20 protein-coding genes are annotated in these 16,723 nt (G+C 66.5%); 17 read left to right on the forward strand and 3 right to left on the reverse strand.

The window, feature by feature from the left end; all coding sequences use genetic code 11:
- Nucleotides 1–484 precede the first annotated feature (484 nt).
- Nucleotides 485–1,435, forward strand: coding sequence for a nuclease-related domain-containing protein (locus tag ACF07B_RS25925; RefSeq protein ID WP_392180697.1), 951 nt, complete (start codon nt 485–487; stop codon nt 1,433–1,435).
- Here the strand turns inward: ACF07B_RS25925 and ACF07B_RS25930 are convergent.
- Together ACF07B_RS25930 and ACF07B_RS25935 are read right to left on the reverse strand one after the other, a co-directional pair.
- Nucleotides 1,408–1,944 (reverse strand): GNAT family N-acetyltransferase, encoded by a 537-nt coding sequence (locus ACF07B_RS25930; protein ID WP_392180698.1) that lies wholly within the window; start codon nt 1,942–1,944, stop codon nt 1,408–1,410. The genes ACF07B_RS25925 and ACF07B_RS25930 overlap by 28 nt on opposite strands.
- A 19-nt stretch (nt 1,945–1,963) precedes the next feature.
- Complete coding sequence (locus ACF07B_RS25935) at nt 1,964–2,737, reverse strand: GntR family transcriptional regulator (RefSeq protein ID WP_392180699.1); 774 nt, start codon at nt 2,735–2,737, stop codon at nt 1,964–1,966.
- A 163-nt stretch (nt 2,738–2,900) separates the two neighbouring features.
- Between ACF07B_RS25935 and ACF07B_RS25940 the strand changes: the two genes are divergently transcribed.
- From ACF07B_RS25940 to ACF07B_RS26010, 15 genes are all read left to right on the forward strand, one after another.
- The gene (locus ACF07B_RS25940; protein ID WP_326842338.1) at nt 2,901–3,257 is read left to right on the forward strand and encodes a hypothetical protein; all 357 of its coding nucleotides are present in this window, start codon (nt 2,901–2,903) and stop codon (nt 3,255–3,257) included.
- Between the two features lie 2 nt (nt 3,258–3,259).
- Nucleotides 3,260–4,597 carry an FtsK/SpoIIIE domain-containing protein gene (locus ACF07B_RS25945; RefSeq protein WP_392180700.1) on the forward strand — a complete coding sequence of 446 codons (1,338 nt, stop codon included), beginning with the start codon at nt 3,260–3,262 and terminating at the stop codon, nt 4,595–4,597.
- 82 nt (nt 4,598–4,679) lie between these two features.
- On the forward strand, nt 4,680–4,886 hold the full coding sequence (locus ACF07B_RS25950; protein ID WP_326842336.1) for a hypothetical protein: 207 nt from the start codon (nt 4,680–4,682) through the stop codon (nt 4,884–4,886).
- A 2-nt stretch (nt 4,887–4,888) separates the two neighbouring features.
- On the forward strand, nt 4,889–5,083 hold the full coding sequence (locus ACF07B_RS25955; RefSeq protein ID WP_392180701.1) for a hypothetical protein: 195 nt from the start codon (nt 4,889–4,891) through the stop codon (nt 5,081–5,083).
- A 75-nt stretch (nt 5,084–5,158) separates the two neighbouring features.
- Nucleotides 5,159–5,827 (forward strand): DUF2637 domain-containing protein, encoded by a 669-nt coding sequence (locus ACF07B_RS25960; RefSeq protein ID WP_392180702.1) that lies wholly within the window; start codon nt 5,159–5,161, stop codon nt 5,825–5,827.
- A gap of 19 nt (nt 5,828–5,846) precedes the next feature.
- Complete coding sequence (locus tag ACF07B_RS25965) at nt 5,847–6,038, forward strand: mobile element transfer protein (protein WP_326842333.1); 192 nt, start codon at nt 5,847–5,849, stop codon at nt 6,036–6,038.
- A gap of 15 nt (nt 6,039–6,053) precedes the next feature.
- Nucleotides 6,054–6,209, forward strand: a complete 156-nt coding sequence (locus ACF07B_RS25970) for a hypothetical protein (protein ID WP_183127172.1) — start codon at nt 6,054–6,056, stop codon at nt 6,207–6,209.
- A 24-nt stretch (nt 6,210–6,233) separates the two neighbouring features.
- Entirely contained in the window at nt 6,234–6,569 is a 336-nt protein-coding gene (locus ACF07B_RS25975) for a SpdD-like protein (RefSeq protein ID WP_392180703.1), read from the forward strand.
- Nucleotides 6,570–6,659: 90 nt separating this feature from the next.
- Complete coding sequence (locus ACF07B_RS25980; RefSeq protein WP_392180704.1) at nt 6,660–6,887, forward strand: hypothetical protein; 228 nt, start codon at nt 6,660–6,662, stop codon at nt 6,885–6,887.
- A complete protein-coding gene (locus ACF07B_RS25985) occupies nt 6,877–8,433 on the forward strand; it encodes a DNA cytosine methyltransferase (RefSeq protein WP_392180705.1) in 1,557 nt (518 codons plus the stop codon). The genes ACF07B_RS25980 and ACF07B_RS25985 overlap by 11 nt, the downstream gene beginning before the upstream one ends.
- Nucleotides 8,430–9,812 carry a replication initiator protein RepSA gene (gene repSA, locus ACF07B_RS25990; RefSeq protein ID WP_392180706.1) on the forward strand — a complete coding sequence of 461 codons (1,383 nt, stop codon included), beginning with the start codon at nt 8,430–8,432 and terminating at the stop codon, nt 9,810–9,812. The genes ACF07B_RS25985 and repSA overlap by 4 nt, the downstream gene beginning before the upstream one ends.
- A gap of 11 nt (nt 9,813–9,823) precedes the next feature.
- Nucleotides 9,824–9,994, forward strand: a complete 171-nt coding sequence (locus ACF07B_RS25995) for a helix-turn-helix transcriptional regulator (RefSeq protein WP_392180785.1) — start codon at nt 9,824–9,826, stop codon at nt 9,992–9,994.
- Nucleotides 9,991–11,364 carry a tyrosine-type recombinase/integrase gene (locus ACF07B_RS26000; RefSeq protein ID WP_392180707.1) on the forward strand — a complete coding sequence of 458 codons (1,374 nt, stop codon included), beginning with the start codon at nt 9,991–9,993 and terminating at the stop codon, nt 11,362–11,364. Before ACF07B_RS25995 ends, ACF07B_RS26000 begins: the two co-directional genes overlap by 4 nt.
- 268 nt (nt 11,365–11,632) lie before the next feature.
- Complete coding sequence (locus ACF07B_RS26005) at nt 11,633–12,592, forward strand: hypothetical protein (RefSeq protein ID WP_392180708.1); 960 nt, start codon at nt 11,633–11,635, stop codon at nt 12,590–12,592.
- 1,361 nt (nt 12,593–13,953) lie between these two features.
- Nucleotides 13,954–14,757 carry a DUF4231 domain-containing protein gene (locus ACF07B_RS26010; protein WP_392180709.1) on the forward strand — a complete coding sequence of 268 codons (804 nt, stop codon included), beginning with the start codon at nt 13,954–13,956 and terminating at the stop codon, nt 14,755–14,757.
- 202 nt (nt 14,758–14,959) lie between these two features.
- On the opposite strand, the gene ACF07B_RS26015 is transcribed toward ACF07B_RS26010, so the two are convergent.
- Nucleotides 14,960–15,121: a hypothetical protein gene (locus ACF07B_RS26015; RefSeq protein WP_392180710.1), complete on the reverse strand. Its 162-nt coding sequence runs from the start codon at nt 15,119–15,121 to the stop codon at nt 14,960–14,962.
- 380 nt (nt 15,122–15,501) lie between these two features.
- Between ACF07B_RS26015 and ACF07B_RS26020 the strand changes: the two genes are divergently transcribed.
- Entirely contained in the window at nt 15,502–16,620 is a 1,119-nt protein-coding gene (locus ACF07B_RS26020) for a DUF5677 domain-containing protein (RefSeq protein ID WP_392180711.1), read from the forward strand.
- Nucleotides 16,621–16,723: the final 103 nt, after the last annotated feature.

Here is a 16,723-nt window from a genome sequence, read left to right on the forward strand (position 1 = left end):
AATACAGCGCCCGCCCGCGGGGTGTTGCTGTTGGGGGGGGGGGGGGGGGGGGGGGCGGGGGGGGGCGGGGGGGGGGGGGGCCCCCGGTGGGGGGGGGGGGGGGGCCCCCCCCCCCGGCCCCGCCGCGCTTGGTGCGGCCCTCGGTTGATCCGACCTACTGGTGTAGGCAACCGGGTGGAAAGGGGTGCGGCGTGGCCCCGGAAGCGGGGGCGTTAGGGTCCGACCGCAGTTGCGTCTTCCCCTCCTGAGGCCGGATCACGGTGGCGGTGGCATGCGGGTCGTAAGCGGCCGTTGATGTGCTTGGGCGAAGTGTGCGGCGGTCGGGTTGGCGATGATCGATGAGCGCCGTTGGCCGCCGCACGCGCGAGCGCAGCGAGCCTTGATGAAGTAGGGAAAGTTTGGCCGCATGGCGCCCTTGCACCGGGGCGTTGTCGGCTGCTGCCATAAGTGCTGGGGGCAAAGGCGCACTTGGGGGGTGGAGCCGATGACAGACCTCACGGTGAATCCGTGGAAGCGGCACGGCAAAGACAGGCTCTACGTGAACCTGCCGGACGGCACGCCCGTCGCCTGGGCGGACCGGGATTCCAAGGTCATCACCGTCAAGGTCACTGAGCACCGGCACGAAGCCGTCGCCCTGCTCCGTCAACGCCTCGGTGATCCGGTGACCGTGCGTACTGACCGCCCAGACGCCTCGCCTTCTCGTCGGCCTCCTGAGCAGCCTTCACCCCCAGCGAAGCTCTGGGGTGATCGACGTCTGCTGTCTCTGCCCGAACTCACCGTTGCCGATGACCTGGCGAAGAACCCTCCCGGTGCAGCAATTCTCAGCGACATGGCCGTTCGTGGCCCCTCGGTCTTTGCGCGAGCCTGGTCCAAGCTGCTGAAGCGTCCCTCGGGCTGGGAATCGTGGCTCGATGGCCTTGAAGGGGAAAAGAGGGTGGGCCGTGAGCTGGAACGTCTCACCGTTCATGGCTGGCGGGTCCTGCACGGCATACCCAAGGGCAACGGCGGGGACATCGATCACCTGCTGATCGGTCCCGGCGGGGTGTTCGTCTTCAACACGAAGCGGCACCCTGGTGCATCGGTCTGGGTCGGTGACGAGGTGGCCAAGGTCAACGGCTTCCCGCACCCGTACCCCGCGGTGAGTAAGGCTGAAGCCGCTTATGTGCGAAGGGTGTTGGAGCGCTACGCCGGCTTCGCCCCCGACGTGGTGCCCGTCCTCGCCTTCGTCGATGTCGCTTCGGTGGTGCGCGCACCGACGCAGCACACCGTGCGGACCTACCAGGAACGGGAGGTCTCCGCCCTGGCGCCGTTGACCGGGCAGCTCACCCTGGACCAGGTCGATTCGCTGTTCGCGGTGGCCCGGCACAAGCGCGCCTGGCTTCGCACGGACCAGCCTTCAGCACCCGGTCAGGCTTCAGGGGCTGGGGAGACGTAGCAGACAGCGTCGATCTCCTGCCCCTCACCGTACGCGTGCCTGGCGGTCCCGAGCCGCTGCATCCCCAACCGTTCGTAGAGCCGGATGGCTGTCTTGTCCTTGGTCATCACGTCGAGAACGACCCGTAGTCCGTGGTCCAGGGCGTAGTCGAACCCGGTCCGCATCAACCGCTCGCCGAGCCCTTCGCCTCGCGCCTCGGGTGTGATGAACAGACGGGCGCCTACGGCTACGTGGTCCGCGGTGTCGCCGCTCTGCTCGAGCCACATCTCCACGGCGTCCTCGCCCTGAGGCCGGCTGAGCATGGCATGCCCAACGATCTCGCCGCCCTTCTCTGCCACCCACGCTTGAAGAACGCCCACGGGGCTCAGCCATTCCAGCGGGGCGTCGACGCCTTCCACCGGGTATCCGTCAACGGCGTGAACGGCGACAAGAGCCGCTGCCGCCCCTTGCAGGTCTGCTTCTGTGCGTGGGCGGATGGTCGTGGTCTGTCCGGCTGTGTCGCGGTGCATCTCGTTCCTCACCTCGTCCTCACTCGACAGGTACGTTGTAGCTGAGCCCGTTCATGTCGGCCCGCATCACGAACCTCGTCAGCTCGTACGGCTCGCCGTCCTGGTCAAGGCTTGTGTGGGCAACTTCGATCACAGGGACTCCAGACGGCAGGCTGAGGTAGCGAACCTCCTCAGGAGTGGGCATACGTGCCGTGATCTCGTCGTTGATCCGGGTCATGACGTGACCCTTCTCTTCGAGAATTCCGTGGATGCCGTACTGGTGGGGGACTTCCTCCTGGAGCAGCCCGGTGCCCTCCGCGATGCTCCACGGGATCCATGTCGTGACCCGGTAGACGGGGTCGTCGTCCGCGTAGAACACGTTTTCCCGCCGCAGCACCGACTTCGTCTTGCCGGGCACCTTGAGCTGCTTGGCCAGTTCGGCGTCCGGTTTCACCCGCTCGATGCCGAGCACTACGAACCGGCCGGTCTTCCCCTGCTTCGCGCACTCGATCAGGAACGGGGAGAGGCCGGTTTCCCGGTACTTGGGTGAGTACCTGTCGTTCCCCAGGCGGATCAGTGCCTGCTTCTCCCGCACGAACACCCCGCGCCCCCACTCGGAGGTGACGAGTCCCTCGCGGCCGAGGATCTTGAACGCTTCGTCCACGGTGTTGCGTGCTACGCCGTACTGCTCAGCAAACGCACGTTGCGACTTCAGCTTCTCCCCGGGCTCGTACTCCCCGCCTTGAATCGCTGCGCGTAGTTCGTCGGCGATCCGCTGGCTGGGCGGCTTGCTCTCGCCGGCCTGATCCGTCATCGAGTCTCCTAACTGGCTGACGTCACTCTATCGCCTGGCTCAAGCCAGTTGCGGCGAAGGGGTTGACGCTACTGGCTTGAGCCAGTACTACTGGTGCAAGCCAGTTCAACTGGCCTGAGCCAGTTGCTACTTGACGTCAACACTCACCCAAGGAGTACGCACGATGCGTCAGATCCCCGTCGACACCTCGTCCGCCACCGCGATGGTGGCGCAGCCTCCGCAGCCCAAGGTCAAGGACCGCCGCACTGGCGAGATCGCCACCGACCAGGAATCCGGTCTCACGCTGATGACCGTGGACGTGCTCTTCGTGATGAACGGCAACGCGGAGGTCATCACGGTGACCGTGGCAGAGCCCGACATCTCCGGGGAGCTGGTCATGGGTACACCGGTCGCCCTGACCGGGCTGGTGGCCCGGCCGTGGGAGAACGAGTTCAACGGTCAGAAGCGGCACGGGATCAGCTTCCGTGCGGTCGCCGTCACCTCTCTGGTGACCGAGGCAGCCAAGCCCAAGGCGGCCTGATCATGGGCCGGTTAATGATCGCGCTTGCGATCGTGGTCGGGGTGGCGCTGCTACTGAGGTGGCGCCGCCCGGCCTGGTACTGGCTGACCTTCGGCGTCGCTCTGGCTGCGCTCCGGATCCGCTTCCGCTACGCGGCCGTCATGGACGCCTGCCACCTGACCGTGCCGGCCTCGCGTCTTCGGCTGGCGCTCGCCCGGTGGTTCAACAAGCCCGTCCCGCAGCAGCGGGTGCCCCGACTGCTGTGGCTGCGGCCGACACGGACCGGCATCCGGCTGCGGATCAAGATGCGTCCTGGTCAGGACGCTTTCGAGTTCTCCGCCGCCGCTGACCGGCTGCGCCACTCCTTCGGCGTCCATCAGGTCACCTCTCGCGAGATGAAGCCGGGCGTTGTCGAGATCACCCTGACCGGCTACGACGTGCTCAGGCACGTACAGATGCCCGCCAAGGCTGACCGTGGCCTGTTGAAGATTCCGGTCGCGCTCGTGGAGGACGGCTCGGTCCACTACCGGGACTACCGGGAGGTGCCGCACTCGGTGACGGTCGGCGCCACGCAGTCCGGCAAGTCCGTCTTCCAGCGCACCGTGATCAAGGAACTCGCCGCACAGCGGGTCGCGCTGGTCGGCATCGACTGCAAGAAGATCGAACTCGGACCGTTCGCACGCCGCTTCTCCGCGCTGGCTGACAATCCCGATGACGCTGCCGACCTGCTCGAAGCCCTCGTGGCCCGGATGGAGTCCATCTACGACGTGGTCCGCCGCGAACAGCGGATCAGCGCCGACACCCCGGATGCCGAGATCGCCGCGAACATCTGGGACCTGCCCGAAGCCCTACGCCCGGTCCCGGTGGTGGTCACCATCGACGAGATCGCCGAACTCGCTCTGAGCGCCAAGCGGAACGATCCGCGACGGGACCGGATCGTCACAGCCCTTATCCGCCTCGCCCAGCTCGGCCGTGCGGCGGGCATGTTCCTAGACATCTACGGGCAGCGCTTCGGGTCCGAACTCGGTGACGGGATCACCATGCTCCGCGCCCAGCTGACTGGCCGGACCGTGCACCGCGTCAACGACGAATCGACGGCCAAGATGGCCTTCGGTGACGTCTCCCCGCACGCGGTGTTCGCCGCGACCCAGATTCCCAACACCCGCCGCGGGATGGCCGTGGTCGGCTACTCCACCGGCGACTGGACCCGTATCCGCACGCCGCACACCTCGATGCGGCAGGCCGTCGCCGCCTGCAATCGGCACGCCCACCTGGTGCCGGATCTCCCGGAGCTGGCCCGCTTCCGGCCCGGGCTCGATCTCGCGCCCGCTGAGGCTCCGGCGGTAGCTCAAGCCGCCTGATCCTTCCCCGTTCCACCGGCCGGCGCGACCGCCTCGTGCCATGTCCCTACCCGAGCCATGCCTGAAACAGGAGGACCACTCGATGTGTGAGCACTGCGAGGACTTCCACCGCACGGTGCTGATGCTCGGCTCCCTGGCTGTCTACGCCGAACTCCACGACGCCGACCAGACGTTCATCGACACCGTCGGCCCGTGCCTGGCCGCGTCCCTGCCGGAGCCGCCGCCGGGGATGTTCCCGCCCGGCTACGACCCGAACGAGGGCCCCGAGTACCCCGGCCAGGGCCGGTGACCATGGCCACCGCCAAGAAGCCCGCCGGCCGCCGCAGGACTGCCGTACCCAAGCCCGCGAAGTGCCCGGACTGCGACGGCACCGGCGAGAGCGCCGAAGCCGTCCGGGTCGGCTCCCGCAAAGGCCGCGCCACCGCCGACCAGCAGGCCGGACTCTGCCTCACCTGCTGGGGCAGCGGCGAAGCCCCCACCGACTGAACCGCGCCGGGGCCCGGGCGGCCGGACACGATCCCCGCCCGGTCCCGGCTCCACACCACAGAAGGAGGTGAAGACATGTCCCGCTCGATCCGCCCGGACGCCGTCCTCGTTCAAGCCGTGATCGCTGGTGCGCTGTCCTTCGCCCACCTGCACGACCTGGCCGACGCCGCTGGTCAGGACGGCTGGAAAGCCTGGGCCTATCCGGTCTCGGTCGACCTGCTCCTGGTCGCTGCCTGGCGACGCCTCCGCTCCGACGGACCGTCCCGACTGGCCTGGTGCTGGTTCCTGATCGCCCTGGTCGCCTCGCTCGGCGCCAACGTGGCCACGGCCGGATTCCTCGACCTGGCGCACCCGCCGGCCTGGCTGCGGTTCGGCATCGCCGGATGGCCCGCGCTCGCCTTCCTCGGCGGGACGCTCCTCGCCCACTCCTACACACCCCCTGACCCGGAGCCCACGGGCCCGGCAACCGAAGTCCCGCCGACCGCACCGAACACGGACTTGGACATCGAGCGAGGGCCGGTCCTCGAGGCAGAGCCCGCCTCGCTGCCCGCTGCCGAGGACCCGCCCGCCCTGCCCGCCGGTGATCCTCTTCCGCCCGTCCCGGCCGCACTGGTCGACCACGCCCGCAAGGTCGCCGAAGACCACCGCGCCCGCACTGGCACCCCGATCGACACCGACACCCTGCGCGCCCGCCTCGGCGTCCCGCTCCATCTCGCCAACGCGATCGCAGCCCACCTCACCTGACCCGAAAGGAGCACCACCCATGGGCATCTACCAGATCTGGCGCGAACTGCACCGCGTCGGAAAGGTCACCGTCGGCACCGCCCACGGGCGACGCGGCCAGATCAAATACGTCGCAGCCTGCGCCGCCGACGACTGCGGCTGGGCCGTCGAATACGACGACATCAGCCCCGCCATGATCGCCGCCCAGGGCCACCGCTGCCCCGTCCGCTGAAAGGGGACCGGCGCCATGTCCGTACCGCTGTGGTTCTTCATCGCCTGCGTCGGCCTGGTCGGCATCAAGCTCGTCCGCCCACCGCTCTGGCTCGTGATCGTCCTGCTGATCGGCGGCTACCTCCTCGCCGACAGCTTCCTCGCCCCCGCCATCGACGCCACCACCAAATGAGCTGATCCAGAAGGGAGTTCCACCGTGTTCCAGCCCCGCATCCCGGTCAACCCGACCCCTGGCCAGCAGATCGTCCCCGTGGTCACTCCGACCGCCATCGAACAACCCCACCACGCCCCGGCCGCCGCCTGCGGCTGCCAACACCACGCACCGGCCGCCACGGCTTCCGCACGGTCCCACCCTGCCGTCCAGCTCACCCCGGGCGCCGTTGTGGCCGTCGCCGGCGCGGGCGTTGCCGTGGTCGTCGTCGTGGGTGTGGTCCTGGTCTCCATGCTGCTCGCGGTCGCCATCACCGCCGCTTCCTTGGCCGTGTGCGCGCTCGTCGTCCGCTCGATCCTCGCCAGCGACACCCGACGCTGACCGGCCCCCGGAGCGGCCTCTACCGCCAAGTTTCGTCCGCTCCGGGAGCCGTGCCCCCGTCCGATCTCTCAACCGGAAGGAACGCCCATCATGGCGCACTACACCGAGCTCTTCCCCGACGACGGCCGCACGTGCCCCAACTGCTCGGGCTTCGGCCGTGCCGCCGTCACCGTCGGCACCCGACACGAGGACGGCTCCTACTCGATCGTCTTCGCCAACTGCATCGGCTGCAACGGCCTCGGCTGGCTGCCGCTCCAGCTCATCGCTGACGTGTACGACGCGGCGATCGCGCGCGGGGCGGTGGACCGTGTCCTCTGACCTCACCTACATCGACTTCTTCGCCGGGGTCGGTGGCTCGTCCTACGGCGCCGTCTCCGTGCCCGGCATTCGTCCGGTCCTGGCCGCCAACCACTGGGACCGGGCGATCGAGTCGCACAGCGCGAACTTCCCCGACACCGAACATTTTCGCGGTGACCTGCACGACGCTGATGTCGCCCGCTTCCCGGCGGCCGACGTGTTCTGGGCCTCCCCGGAATGCCCCCAGTGGTCCAACGCGCGCGGGCGCCGCCGGGACTTCGACAAGCAGCCCGACCTGTTCGGCGAAACCCTGCCTGACCCGGCCGCCGACCGCTCCCGCGCCCTGATGTGGGACGTGCCCCGCTACCTCGAAGCCTGCCTGGCCAAGGGCCGGCCGGTGCTCGCCGGGATCGTCGAGAACGTCATCGACGTCCGGGCCTGGGACCTGTGGCACACCTGGCGGGCCACCATACGCGAACTCGGTTACGACACCCGGCTGATCGCCCTGAACTCGATGCACGCCCGCCCGGTCCGCACGCCGTACGCGCCCCAGTCCCGAGACCGGCTCTACCTCGCGTATTGGCGCCGCTCGCTCGGCCGTGCCCCCGAATGGGACAAGTGGCTTCGGCCGTCGGCCTGGTGCCCCGGCTGCGAGACCTGGGTGCGCGCGGTACAGGTGTTCAAGAACCTCCGCCGCGACATGGGCCGATACCGGCAGCAGTACGTCTACCGCTGCCCGCACGCCACCTGCCGCAACGCCCTCGTGGAACCCTCCGTCCTCCCTGCCGCCGTCGCCGTCGACTGGTCGCGCCCCGGCACACCGATCGGCGCCCGCCCCGGCGGCCTGTCACCCAAGACCCTCGCCCGGATCCGCGCCGGACTCGACCGCTACGCGCTGCCCGTCACCGTCCCCGCGGGCGGCACCTGGCGCACCGAGGCAAGTCCCGTCACGGTGCCACTGCCCACCCGCACCACCCGCGAGAACGACGCCCTGGCCATGCCTCCGCTGCTCGTCCCGGTGGAAGGCCGCGACGGCAAGCACGCCGCCCCGGCCGGCGAACCGCTGCGCACCCAGACCGCCCGCAACGAAACCGGCCTGGCCTGGCTGCCCTTCATCGCCGAACTGCGCGGCGGCAACTCCGACGCCCGCCCCGTCCTGGACGCCCTCGCCACCATCACCGCCTCCGGCAACCACCACGGCCTGGTCACCCCGACCACGCTCGAACAGGTCCACTGGGACAGCCTCCTCATCCCGTACTACGGCACCGGCACCGCCCGCCCGGTGGCCGAACCCGTCGGCACCCTGACCACGCACGACCGCTACGGCCTGACCACGGGCAGCCATGTCGACCTGGACGACGTGCTGTTCCGGATGCTGGAGCCGTACGAGATCGGCCGCGGTATGGCCTTCACCGACGCCTACACCGTGCTCGGCACCAAGCGTGAACGCGTACGCCAGTACGGCAACGCCGTCACCCCACCCGTCGCGGAAGTCCTCGTCTCCGCCCTCACCGAGACCATCACCGGCACCCCGCTCAACCGAGAGACGGCGGTGACCGCCGCATGACCGACCTCGCGACCCTTGCGAGCCTGGACCCGGCCACCCTCACCGACACACTCCGGGTGGCCGGCTCCCCGGGCTTCGACCGCTGGCAGGACCAGATCCGCCGCACCGGCGGCTGCGCCAACCCCATTCACCTGACGGGCTGGACCCTGACGAAGGACAGGACGACCGGTGAGACGCTGCACCACTACAGCACCGAGCACGAGCCGGGCGCACGGTTACGGATCGCCTGCGGAAACCGCCGCGCCTCCCGCTGCCCGGCATGCGCCTGGACGTACGCGGGCGACACGTACCACCTGATCCGCGCGGGCCTCGCCGGAGACGACCGCCACGGCATCCCCGCCACCGTCCGCGAACGCCCCCGCGTCTTCGCCACCTTCACCGCACCGTCCTTCGGGCCCGTCCACAACCGGCCCACCCGCGGGTGCTGCCGCTGCGGAAGTCGGCACGCCGAGGACGACCCCGCCCTCGGTACCGCGCTGGACCCGGCATCGTACGACTACGCGGGCGCAGTGCTCTTCAACAACCACGCCGGTGACCTGTGGCACCGCTTCGTCAAGCGGCTGCGCCGTGAGATCGCCGCCCGCGCGGGCCTGACCCAACGCGAACTCGCCGACACCTGCCGCCTCTCCTACGGCAAGGTCGCCGAGTTCCAGAAGCGCGGCGCCGTCCACTTCCACGCCGTGATCCGCCTCGACGGACCCGATGGGCCGGACGATCCGCCGCCGTCCTGGGCCGCGACCGCGCTGCTCACGGAGTCCATCCGGGCCGCCTCCGTTCACCGCTACTCGACCGTCAGCGTGCCCGCCGCGGGGCAGCAGCCGGCCCGCTCCTTCCAGTGGGGCACTCAGCTCGACATCCGCCCCGTCAAGGCGTTCGGTGACGGCTCCGACATCACCGAGCAGGCGGTCGCCTCCTACGTCGCCAAGTACGCCACCAAGGCAGCCGAGAACACAGGCACCCTGGACCGGCCGATCGGCAACCGCGAAGCCCCTGTCGTCCTCGGCGTCCCCGACCACGCCCGCCGCCTCATCGAGGCCTGCTTCGACCTTGACTCCCTGTACCCGGACCGGCGCCTGCGGGCTTGGGCGCACATGCTCGGCTTCCGCGGCCACTTCTCGACCAAGTCCCGCCGCTACTCGACCACCCTCGGCACCCTGCGCCAGATCCGCGCCGACTACCGCGCCGCCCAGGAGCGCCAAGACCGCGGCCTCGACGACACGGAGCCGGACACCGTCCTGGTGCTGGCGAGCTGGCAGTACGCCGGCCACGGCCACACGCCCGGGGAGTCCGTCCTCGCCGCCAGCATCGCCAGGGATCTCCAGATCAACCGCCAAATCGCCCGCGAAGAACTCGCCGCTGTGGAGGGGGCTTTGACGTGAAGGACGAGCTGATGACCGTACCGCAGATCCTCGAGGAACTCGGCGGCGTATCGCGGCGAACGTTCTACCGGTGGCGCGAGCTGGGACTGGCACCTGCCGCGTTCAAACTCCCCAACGGTGAACTGCGCGTCTGGCGTAGCGACTTCCGGACATGGCTACGGCAGATGGAGACCGCAGCGTGAAGTCTCTCGATGTGAAGGTCTGGGCCGTCCGCAAGCGCGACACCAAAACGCCCTCATACGGCGTCCGCTGGTCCGTGGCAGGCAACGTCTTCTCCGACTCCTTCCGCACCAAGGCACTCGCCGATCACTACCGCGCGAAGCTCATGCGCGCTATGCGCGACGGCGAGGAGTTCGATAAGGCGTCCGGTCTTCCGGATTCGATGGAACAGAAGAAGTCGGCTGTGTCTTGGTACGCCTTCGCCCTCAGGTACCTCGCCATGAAGTGGCCCCATGCCGCTCCCAATACACGCGACGGCATCAACGAATCGCTCACCATGGTGACCGTGGAGCTCCTCGACGAGCGGGCTGGACGGCCGTCCGATCAGGCCATCCGTAAGGCACTCCGCAACTGGGCGTTCGTCCTGCCAGGGCCCGATGACCGAGACGTCCCGGACGATGTGCGCAACGTCCTCCACTGGGTGTCGAGGGCATCGCGACCGCTCGCCGATCTCGCTGAGCCGGCCACGGCCCGTGCCGTGCTGGACTCGCTGAAACTCAAGCTCGACGGCACGGCCGCGGCAGCCGAAACCGTGCGGCGTAAGCGGCGGACGCTCGTCAACGCTGCCAACTACGCGGTCGACATGGGGGAGCTGCGTGAGAATCCGATCACGGCCGTCCGCTGGCAGAAACCGAAGGTCTCCAACCAGGTCGACCCTCGCGTCGTCGCGAACCCTGAGCAGGCTCGCAATCTCCTGGCAGCCGTCTCCTACGTGGGCGGATACCGGCGGGCCCGTGGTCGGCGCTTGGTGGGCCTCTTCGCTGCGATGTACTTCGGCGGACTCCGGCCGGCTGAAGCAATCGGCCTCGTCGAGACGGACCTGAACCTCCCCGAACAGGGCTGGGGATCGGCGCTGCTCCACCGGACTCGTCCGTCGGTCGGCAAGCAGTGGACCGACTCGGGGGAGACCCACGATGACCGCGGGCTCAAGAACCGACCGACCGAGGACGTCAGGCGGGTACCTATCCCGCCCCACCTCGTAACCATATTCCGCGAACACCTGGCCACCTTCGGCACGGCAGGCGACGGGCGTCTCTTCTTTAGCGAGAAGGGTTCGGTCGTTCCGTCCTCCACCTATTACCGCGTCTGGCAGGAGGCTCGACTCCTCGCTCTGCCGCCGGCCGCCGCGGCCTCGCCGCTCGCAAGCCGGCCGTACGACCTTCGGCACTCGGCGCTGTCTACGTGGCTCAACGCCGGCGTCGACCCCACCGAGGTCGCCGAGCGCGCCGGCAACAGCGTTGAGGTCCTGCTGACCCGGTACGCGAAGTGCCTCGACGGACGGCAGGACGTCGCCAACCGGCGTATCGAGGACCTGCTTCGCGAGTACGAGTGACTGAGGGCACGATCCTGTGGTCACCGCCTCCGTACCGTACCCCCCGGCTCCCCAGCCGTCTTCGGCCTGTGCCGCCACCGCTGGTGCGCCCGTCGACGTGCCGACCGCGCAGGCCGGCCGGGGCGGGTCGATACCTGGCCGCGGGTCCTGCCTTTGCCGCGACTGACAGGTTGCGGGCTCGCGGAAACCTGGTCATGGTCGCTGAAAGTGATCAATTGATCACGCAACGCGATCTGGAGAAGAAATGCTCAGACGTCAACTCAGTGCCGTGGCCCTGACTGTGCCGATTGTGGCTGTGCTCGGCATGGGAAGCGTGGCAAGCGCGGAACCTCAGGTATCCATCCCGTGTGATGTGACTGCGCTCAACAATGCGATCGTCGCCGCGAACAACAACACCGGGCCGCACACAATCCGGCTCGCGCCCAAATGTGTCTACAACGTCACGACTCCAGCGTCGACCGGCGGGCTCGGCGCCAACGCTCTGCCGAAGATCACGGGCACCGTCACCCTGTTGGGTCACAACACCACCATCCGACGGGACCCCGACGCCTCCGACGCCTTCCGCATCGCGCAGATCGACGGTCCCAATGGGCGCCTGACCGTAGAGGGTGTCACGGCGACTGGTGGCGGCTACCTCGATTACGCCGGCACCTACCTGCCCACCGACGGAGGGACGCTCATCCTCCGGCACAGCACGGTGACCAACAGCACGGCAAACCAAGGGGGCGCCATTTTCGTCAACCAGGGCAGCACCCTCGAAGTCCATGACAGCGTTCTGCGGGACAGCGCGGCACAGCGGGGAGGCGCCATCTACAACGGGCCGCGCAGCACCACCCTGCTCGACAACACCAAAGTGGAGCGGAATCAGGCTACGCAACTTGGGGGTGGCATCTTCACCGCCGGGGCCTCTCTGACCATCAAGAAGTCGTACATCGGCGGCAATCGCGCTTTCGAGCAGGGTGGCGGAATCTACAACGACCGCGCCCCGATGGACATCTCCTCGACGACCATCGCCGACAATCGCGCGGGCCAGATGGGCGGTGGTATCGCCAACGACGGCACCAGCACGCTGACGAAAACAGTCGTGCAGCACAACACCGCCCTCAACGGCGGCGGCATCTGGCAAGCTCCGTCCCCAAGCGTCCTGAACCTCGTCAACAGCCGGATCGTAGACAACACCCCCAACAACTGCCGGCCTGTCGGCTCGGTCCCCGGCTGCACGTCCTGACCGCGGAGCGGGCACATCGGCGGTGCGGCCCTCGGTGATCGGTGATCCGGGGGAGAGGATGGAGGGGGCGGAGCTGTGGGCCCCGCCCTTTGCGCCCGATGACCTGGGCCGATGCCTCAAGATCCCGTCCACGCCTCGTCCACAGACCCTGACATGGAGCCGCTTCGGGCTGCATCTGCCTGCACATACGCGAAGACCCCGGCCTCAGCGTTTCCGCTGGTGACGGGGTCTTTGGGCACCTCATAAGGGGTGCCCCCGGCAGGATTCGAACCTGCGCACACGGCTCCGGAGGGCAAGCCTAACCGAGTCATAATTGTGCCTCTGAACTGGGCAAATGCCTGGACCGGAGGCCATCAAGGCCAAGTTCACTCGCCACTCACGCGACGCGAACGAAGGCGAGCAGCCTGGGGCCGACTCACGACGTCAGCGGAGTGCTCGGACGCCTCGGGTTCGCAGGCCTTCGCCGGCCGTCAGGCGCGGCCCCGCACGCGTGTCACGGATCGAGCCTTGATCACGAACTGCCGTGCTTCACAACTCCGTAACAGTGACTCCAACTCGGCGCCAGCGCCATCTGTGGAAGCTCCAAGATTGCGGATGGAAGTGCTCACGCCACCAAACGTCAAGTTCATGTGCTTGGTGCCGACCGGGAGCTTGGCCGAGCCCCGGTCTGGAAACCCTGCGGACTTGACCCCGGGTGCGTGGCCTCCTGTTTCGCGTCGCTGCCGCCACGTCGTGAAGCCCTGCCAACCCCGAGCTGGAGACCGCCAACTCTGGTGATATCGAAAGGACCACGTGCGATGGCCAGCACCATCGATCCGTGAACCGCGGGCTGCTGTTGATGCTGAGTGGAGCAGTTGCGTCAGCGTCGATCGCAGCCGCCCCCTGGTGGATCAACGTTTGCCTCGTGGCTCTGCCCCTGATCGCGATTGCGGCGATTTTCCTACCGGCTGTCTGGTCGCGCAGGCCTAGTCGGAGGCGGGACGCACACCTTCTCTCCGGGCGCATCCTTAGGGCGCTTGAGCGGAGGCAGCGGTGAGTCCTACGCGGATGGGTCGCGCTCCGCCGTGACGCTTGGTAGAGCCTCGCTGCCGCGATTCGGTAGCGGGGCTCTCGGCGTCCTCCACAGGGTGCCTGAGGGGCGGGCCTGTAACTGCTTGCTGTCAGTCGTAGCCAGCAGCTTGCGACTCACCGGAAAGCATTGTCTTGACGATATGAAGCTGGCTGAGATGGAGTGTGGTCCGTCCGCATCCTGATGGCGATTTCAGGCAGCCGAGACTCCGTCTGATGCAGGCAAAGATTCTGTCGCGTAGAGAGAGGGGTCCGGAATGTCTGGGTCGGGAGAACTTTTATACAGCAGTTCTGTGACCGATACAATCATTGCCCATCGGCGTGAAATTGCCGACTTGATGCAGCGGATCAAGGTCCGACGCTTCCAGCTATTTGGGATGTATGCCACCCCGGCAGCCGCTATTCTTGCAGGCCTGGCGTGGGCTAGCCTAAAGGTTTTCGTATGGCTGCACGGTGACACTCCTTCTGCGGTAAATGGCGTGTGCTTCGCGGCCATTATCCTTTTGGGTGCGGCTTCTGCGGCACAATTCTATGCAGAATTCACCGATGTGTGGGAGGATGCCGACACGTCGGTGAGGAAACTCAAACTTGAACTTGCCTTGGCTGAGGAGCGTCATGTTCTCGAAAGTCGCCGACGCACTCCACCCTCGCAGGATCGACAGGCCTCTTACAAAGAGAAGATTCCGGCAGAAGTTATCCGGCTGCGTCAGGAGTCGCGGCACTATCGGCGGCTACATCTCTTTATGCAGTGGTTACTTTTTATCAGTTCCGCTTCCATCTCTGCTGTAACTGCATGGTACGACCCTCCGCAACCAGCTAAAGGAGTCCTGATTGGGCTCGGATTTACTGTCACGGTGATCACGGCTGCCACCGGCTACTTCAAACCCCGAGAGAGATCTTTCAACCTCCAACAGACTGCGGACACTATTGAGCAACATGCAACTGCCTTTGAGCTTGGCATCGCTCCCTATAACTCCCCAGACGACGCGAAGAATCTGGAGCTTTTTGCCACCACTGTGGAGAATGTGCGTGCAGAGCAGCGCATGCGGGAGCAGCAACTTGATCAGCCGCAGCAGGGGCAGGAGCAAGTAATCTGATCGCTGGACCAGGTTATGGAGTTGGCGGCCATCGCTAAGTCGAGGAAAGCGCTCATCCGGCGAATCGTGTACCGACCTCGACAGCGCACTGATAGGTCGGTGCCAAGGCTTGGACAATTGGTCCGTGACTTCGTGAAGTCGCGTGAGTTTGCTCCTCAAGCAGCGACAGTGTCGGCGACGAACGCGAAGCCGACTGCGGGCTTCACCCCGCCTCGTCAGCGCGCCGCACCGTCGCGAACAGCGTCAAACCAGTGGCATCGGCGGTGATGTCCAGTCCAGCGACGGTTCCCGGCTGCGCGGCGGTACGGGCGTCGGCCTCGTTGTCGGCCGGGGTGCGTTCGTCGAGGTTCCGGAGAGTGCGCACAGCTCGTGCTTCTCAGGCGAACTGTGGCCTACGGATTCATCGGTTTCCCACCACCCATGCTGTGGGCTCACGCCCTGCTCATGCACTGGGCCTTCCGGGCAAGCGCCCGTGGGGGTGCACTCGGGAACAAGTCCTGACCGAAGCAGGGGGCGGAACGAGAGCAGCTCTTGCCGAGCAACATCGTCTGCCACAAGACAGGTCGGGACGTACAGCTCTACGTTGTCCAAGATCGCCGTGAGAAGCACTGCCAGCCGTGGTGGCGTCAACGCCGCCCGCGCCGGCCTTACCCGCAGATCTCATCCTGAGTGTGCCGAAAAATCAGCACGGAGGTGGTTACTGGACAGCTAAGATGCCGACCAAACTTAGCCATAGAGGTCCCAATGTTCAAAAAATTCAGCCGCTCACGCCCTGTCGACGACGATGAATTCTTCTCCCGAATGATTAGTGACGCTGTGATGGATAAAGTCCGCGATGGATTTGACCTTGAGCGCGTCGATGAGCTGGTCTCCAAAACGGTTCCTCGATTCATCGATGACATGGCGCCCGAATTGGCCGCCTCGATGATGCGAAATAAGCGGTCTTTGAGGGGTAACAAGCGCATGGAGAGGGGGTATAACAAGCGGATGCGGAAGCAGTGGGGACGAGCTTTCGATCTCTATGGCGTAGTTCATGCTGTCTCAACCGAACTGGGTGAAAAGGTTGCAAATAGAGAGCGCGAAGACCTGACCTCTGCTCAGAAACATACGCTGGAAGCGCTCACGGGTCTTCATGTCAGTGCGTCTCGCATCGCGGGCGAGGTTCTGGCCCTTCTGTCTCAGGGTTATCCCAGGGGAGCCTTGGCGCGTTGCCGCACGCTGCACGAGGCGGCCGTTATCGCTTGCGTCATCGCGGATTCGGCTGCTGACCAGGATCACAGCGACCTGGCTGAACGGTTCCTGGATCACGAAATCGTGACTTTGCGACGAGATGCTCTCCAGTTTCAGAAGGATCACGAGATCCTCGGCGAAGAGCCACTTGAACAGGAATACCTCGATGATCTTGAAGCCAGGTATGACGAGGTAATCGCCAAGTATGGGCAGGAATTTAGGCGTGAGTACGGTTGGGCTAAGAAGTTTTCGCCCGATGATAATCTGCGCGCGCTAGAAGAAAAAGCATCCTTGAGCCACGTTAGGCCCCACTATCAGTCAGCCAGTAGTGAAGTGCATTGTGGCGCCAGGGGGCTCGGCCGCAATTATATCGAAATGCGCGGCGTAACATTGCGGCATGCCGGAAAGATCAATGTCGATCTAACTTGGCCTGCCGACTTGGCGCTTAGTTCACTGTTGCAGGTCACCTTTTCGCATGCAGTGCAAGGAAATCCTGACGGTCCCACCATTGAGTCGCTTATTTGCATGCGTGCGCTGGAGGAGATGCGTTCAGCTTGCCTGGATGCATTCGTAGCTGCGCAAGCCGCAATTGATAGTGCGGAGGAAAAGATCGTCAAGCGCATGCAGAGGTGATCCCAAGCGCCGCGTGCTCATGCGGCGGGGTGGTACGTCCCTCCGCCTCGGCCGCAACTCGTGGGAGCCTTGGGAGTGCTGACGGGCGAACGGAGAGGGAGAT

It is taken from the genome of Streptomyces sp. NPDC015532, assembly GCF_043078065.1.
GTDB lineage: Bacteria > Actinomycetota > Actinomycetes > Streptomycetales > Streptomycetaceae > Streptomyces.

Bases quoted from the DNA above. Each gene is read 5' to 3' on its own strand.
- ACF07B_RS25925 (WP_392180697.1), top strand. From the start codon at position 485: ATGACAGACCTCACGGTGAATCCGTGGAAGCGGCACGGCAAAGACAGG.
- ACF07B_RS25930 (WP_392180698.1), bottom strand. From the start codon at position 1,944: ATGCACCGCGACACAGCCGGACAGACCACGACCATCCGCCCACGCACA.
- ACF07B_RS25935 (WP_392180699.1), bottom strand. From the start codon at position 2,737: ATGACGGATCAGGCCGGCGAGAGCAAGCCGCCCAGCCAGCGGATCGCC.
- ACF07B_RS25940 (WP_326842338.1), top strand. From the start codon at position 2,901: ATGCGTCAGATCCCCGTCGACACCTCGTCCGCCACCGCGATGGTGGCG.
- ACF07B_RS25945 (WP_392180700.1), top strand. From the start codon at position 3,260: ATGGGCCGGTTAATGATCGCGCTTGCGATCGTGGTCGGGGTGGCGCTG.
- ACF07B_RS25950 (WP_326842336.1), top strand. From the start codon at position 4,680: ATGTGTGAGCACTGCGAGGACTTCCACCGCACGGTGCTGATGCTCGGC.
- ACF07B_RS25955 (WP_392180701.1), top strand. From the start codon at position 4,889: ATGGCCACCGCCAAGAAGCCCGCCGGCCGCCGCAGGACTGCCGTACCC.
- ACF07B_RS25960 (WP_392180702.1), top strand. From the start codon at position 5,159: ATGTCCCGCTCGATCCGCCCGGACGCCGTCCTCGTTCAAGCCGTGATC.
- ACF07B_RS25965 (WP_326842333.1), top strand. From the start codon at position 5,847: ATGGGCATCTACCAGATCTGGCGCGAACTGCACCGCGTCGGAAAGGTC.
- ACF07B_RS25970 (WP_183127172.1), top strand. From the start codon at position 6,054: ATGTCCGTACCGCTGTGGTTCTTCATCGCCTGCGTCGGCCTGGTCGGC.
- ACF07B_RS25980 (WP_392180704.1), top strand. From the start codon at position 6,660: ATGGCGCACTACACCGAGCTCTTCCCCGACGACGGCCGCACGTGCCCC.
- repSA (WP_392180706.1), top strand. From the start codon at position 8,430: ATGACCGACCTCGCGACCCTTGCGAGCCTGGACCCGGCCACCCTCACC.
- ACF07B_RS25995 (WP_392180785.1), top strand. From the start codon at position 9,824: ATGACCGTACCGCAGATCCTCGAGGAACTCGGCGGCGTATCGCGGCGA.
- ACF07B_RS26020 (WP_392180711.1), top strand. From the start codon at position 15,502: ATGTTCAAAAAATTCAGCCGCTCACGCCCTGTCGACGACGATGAATTC.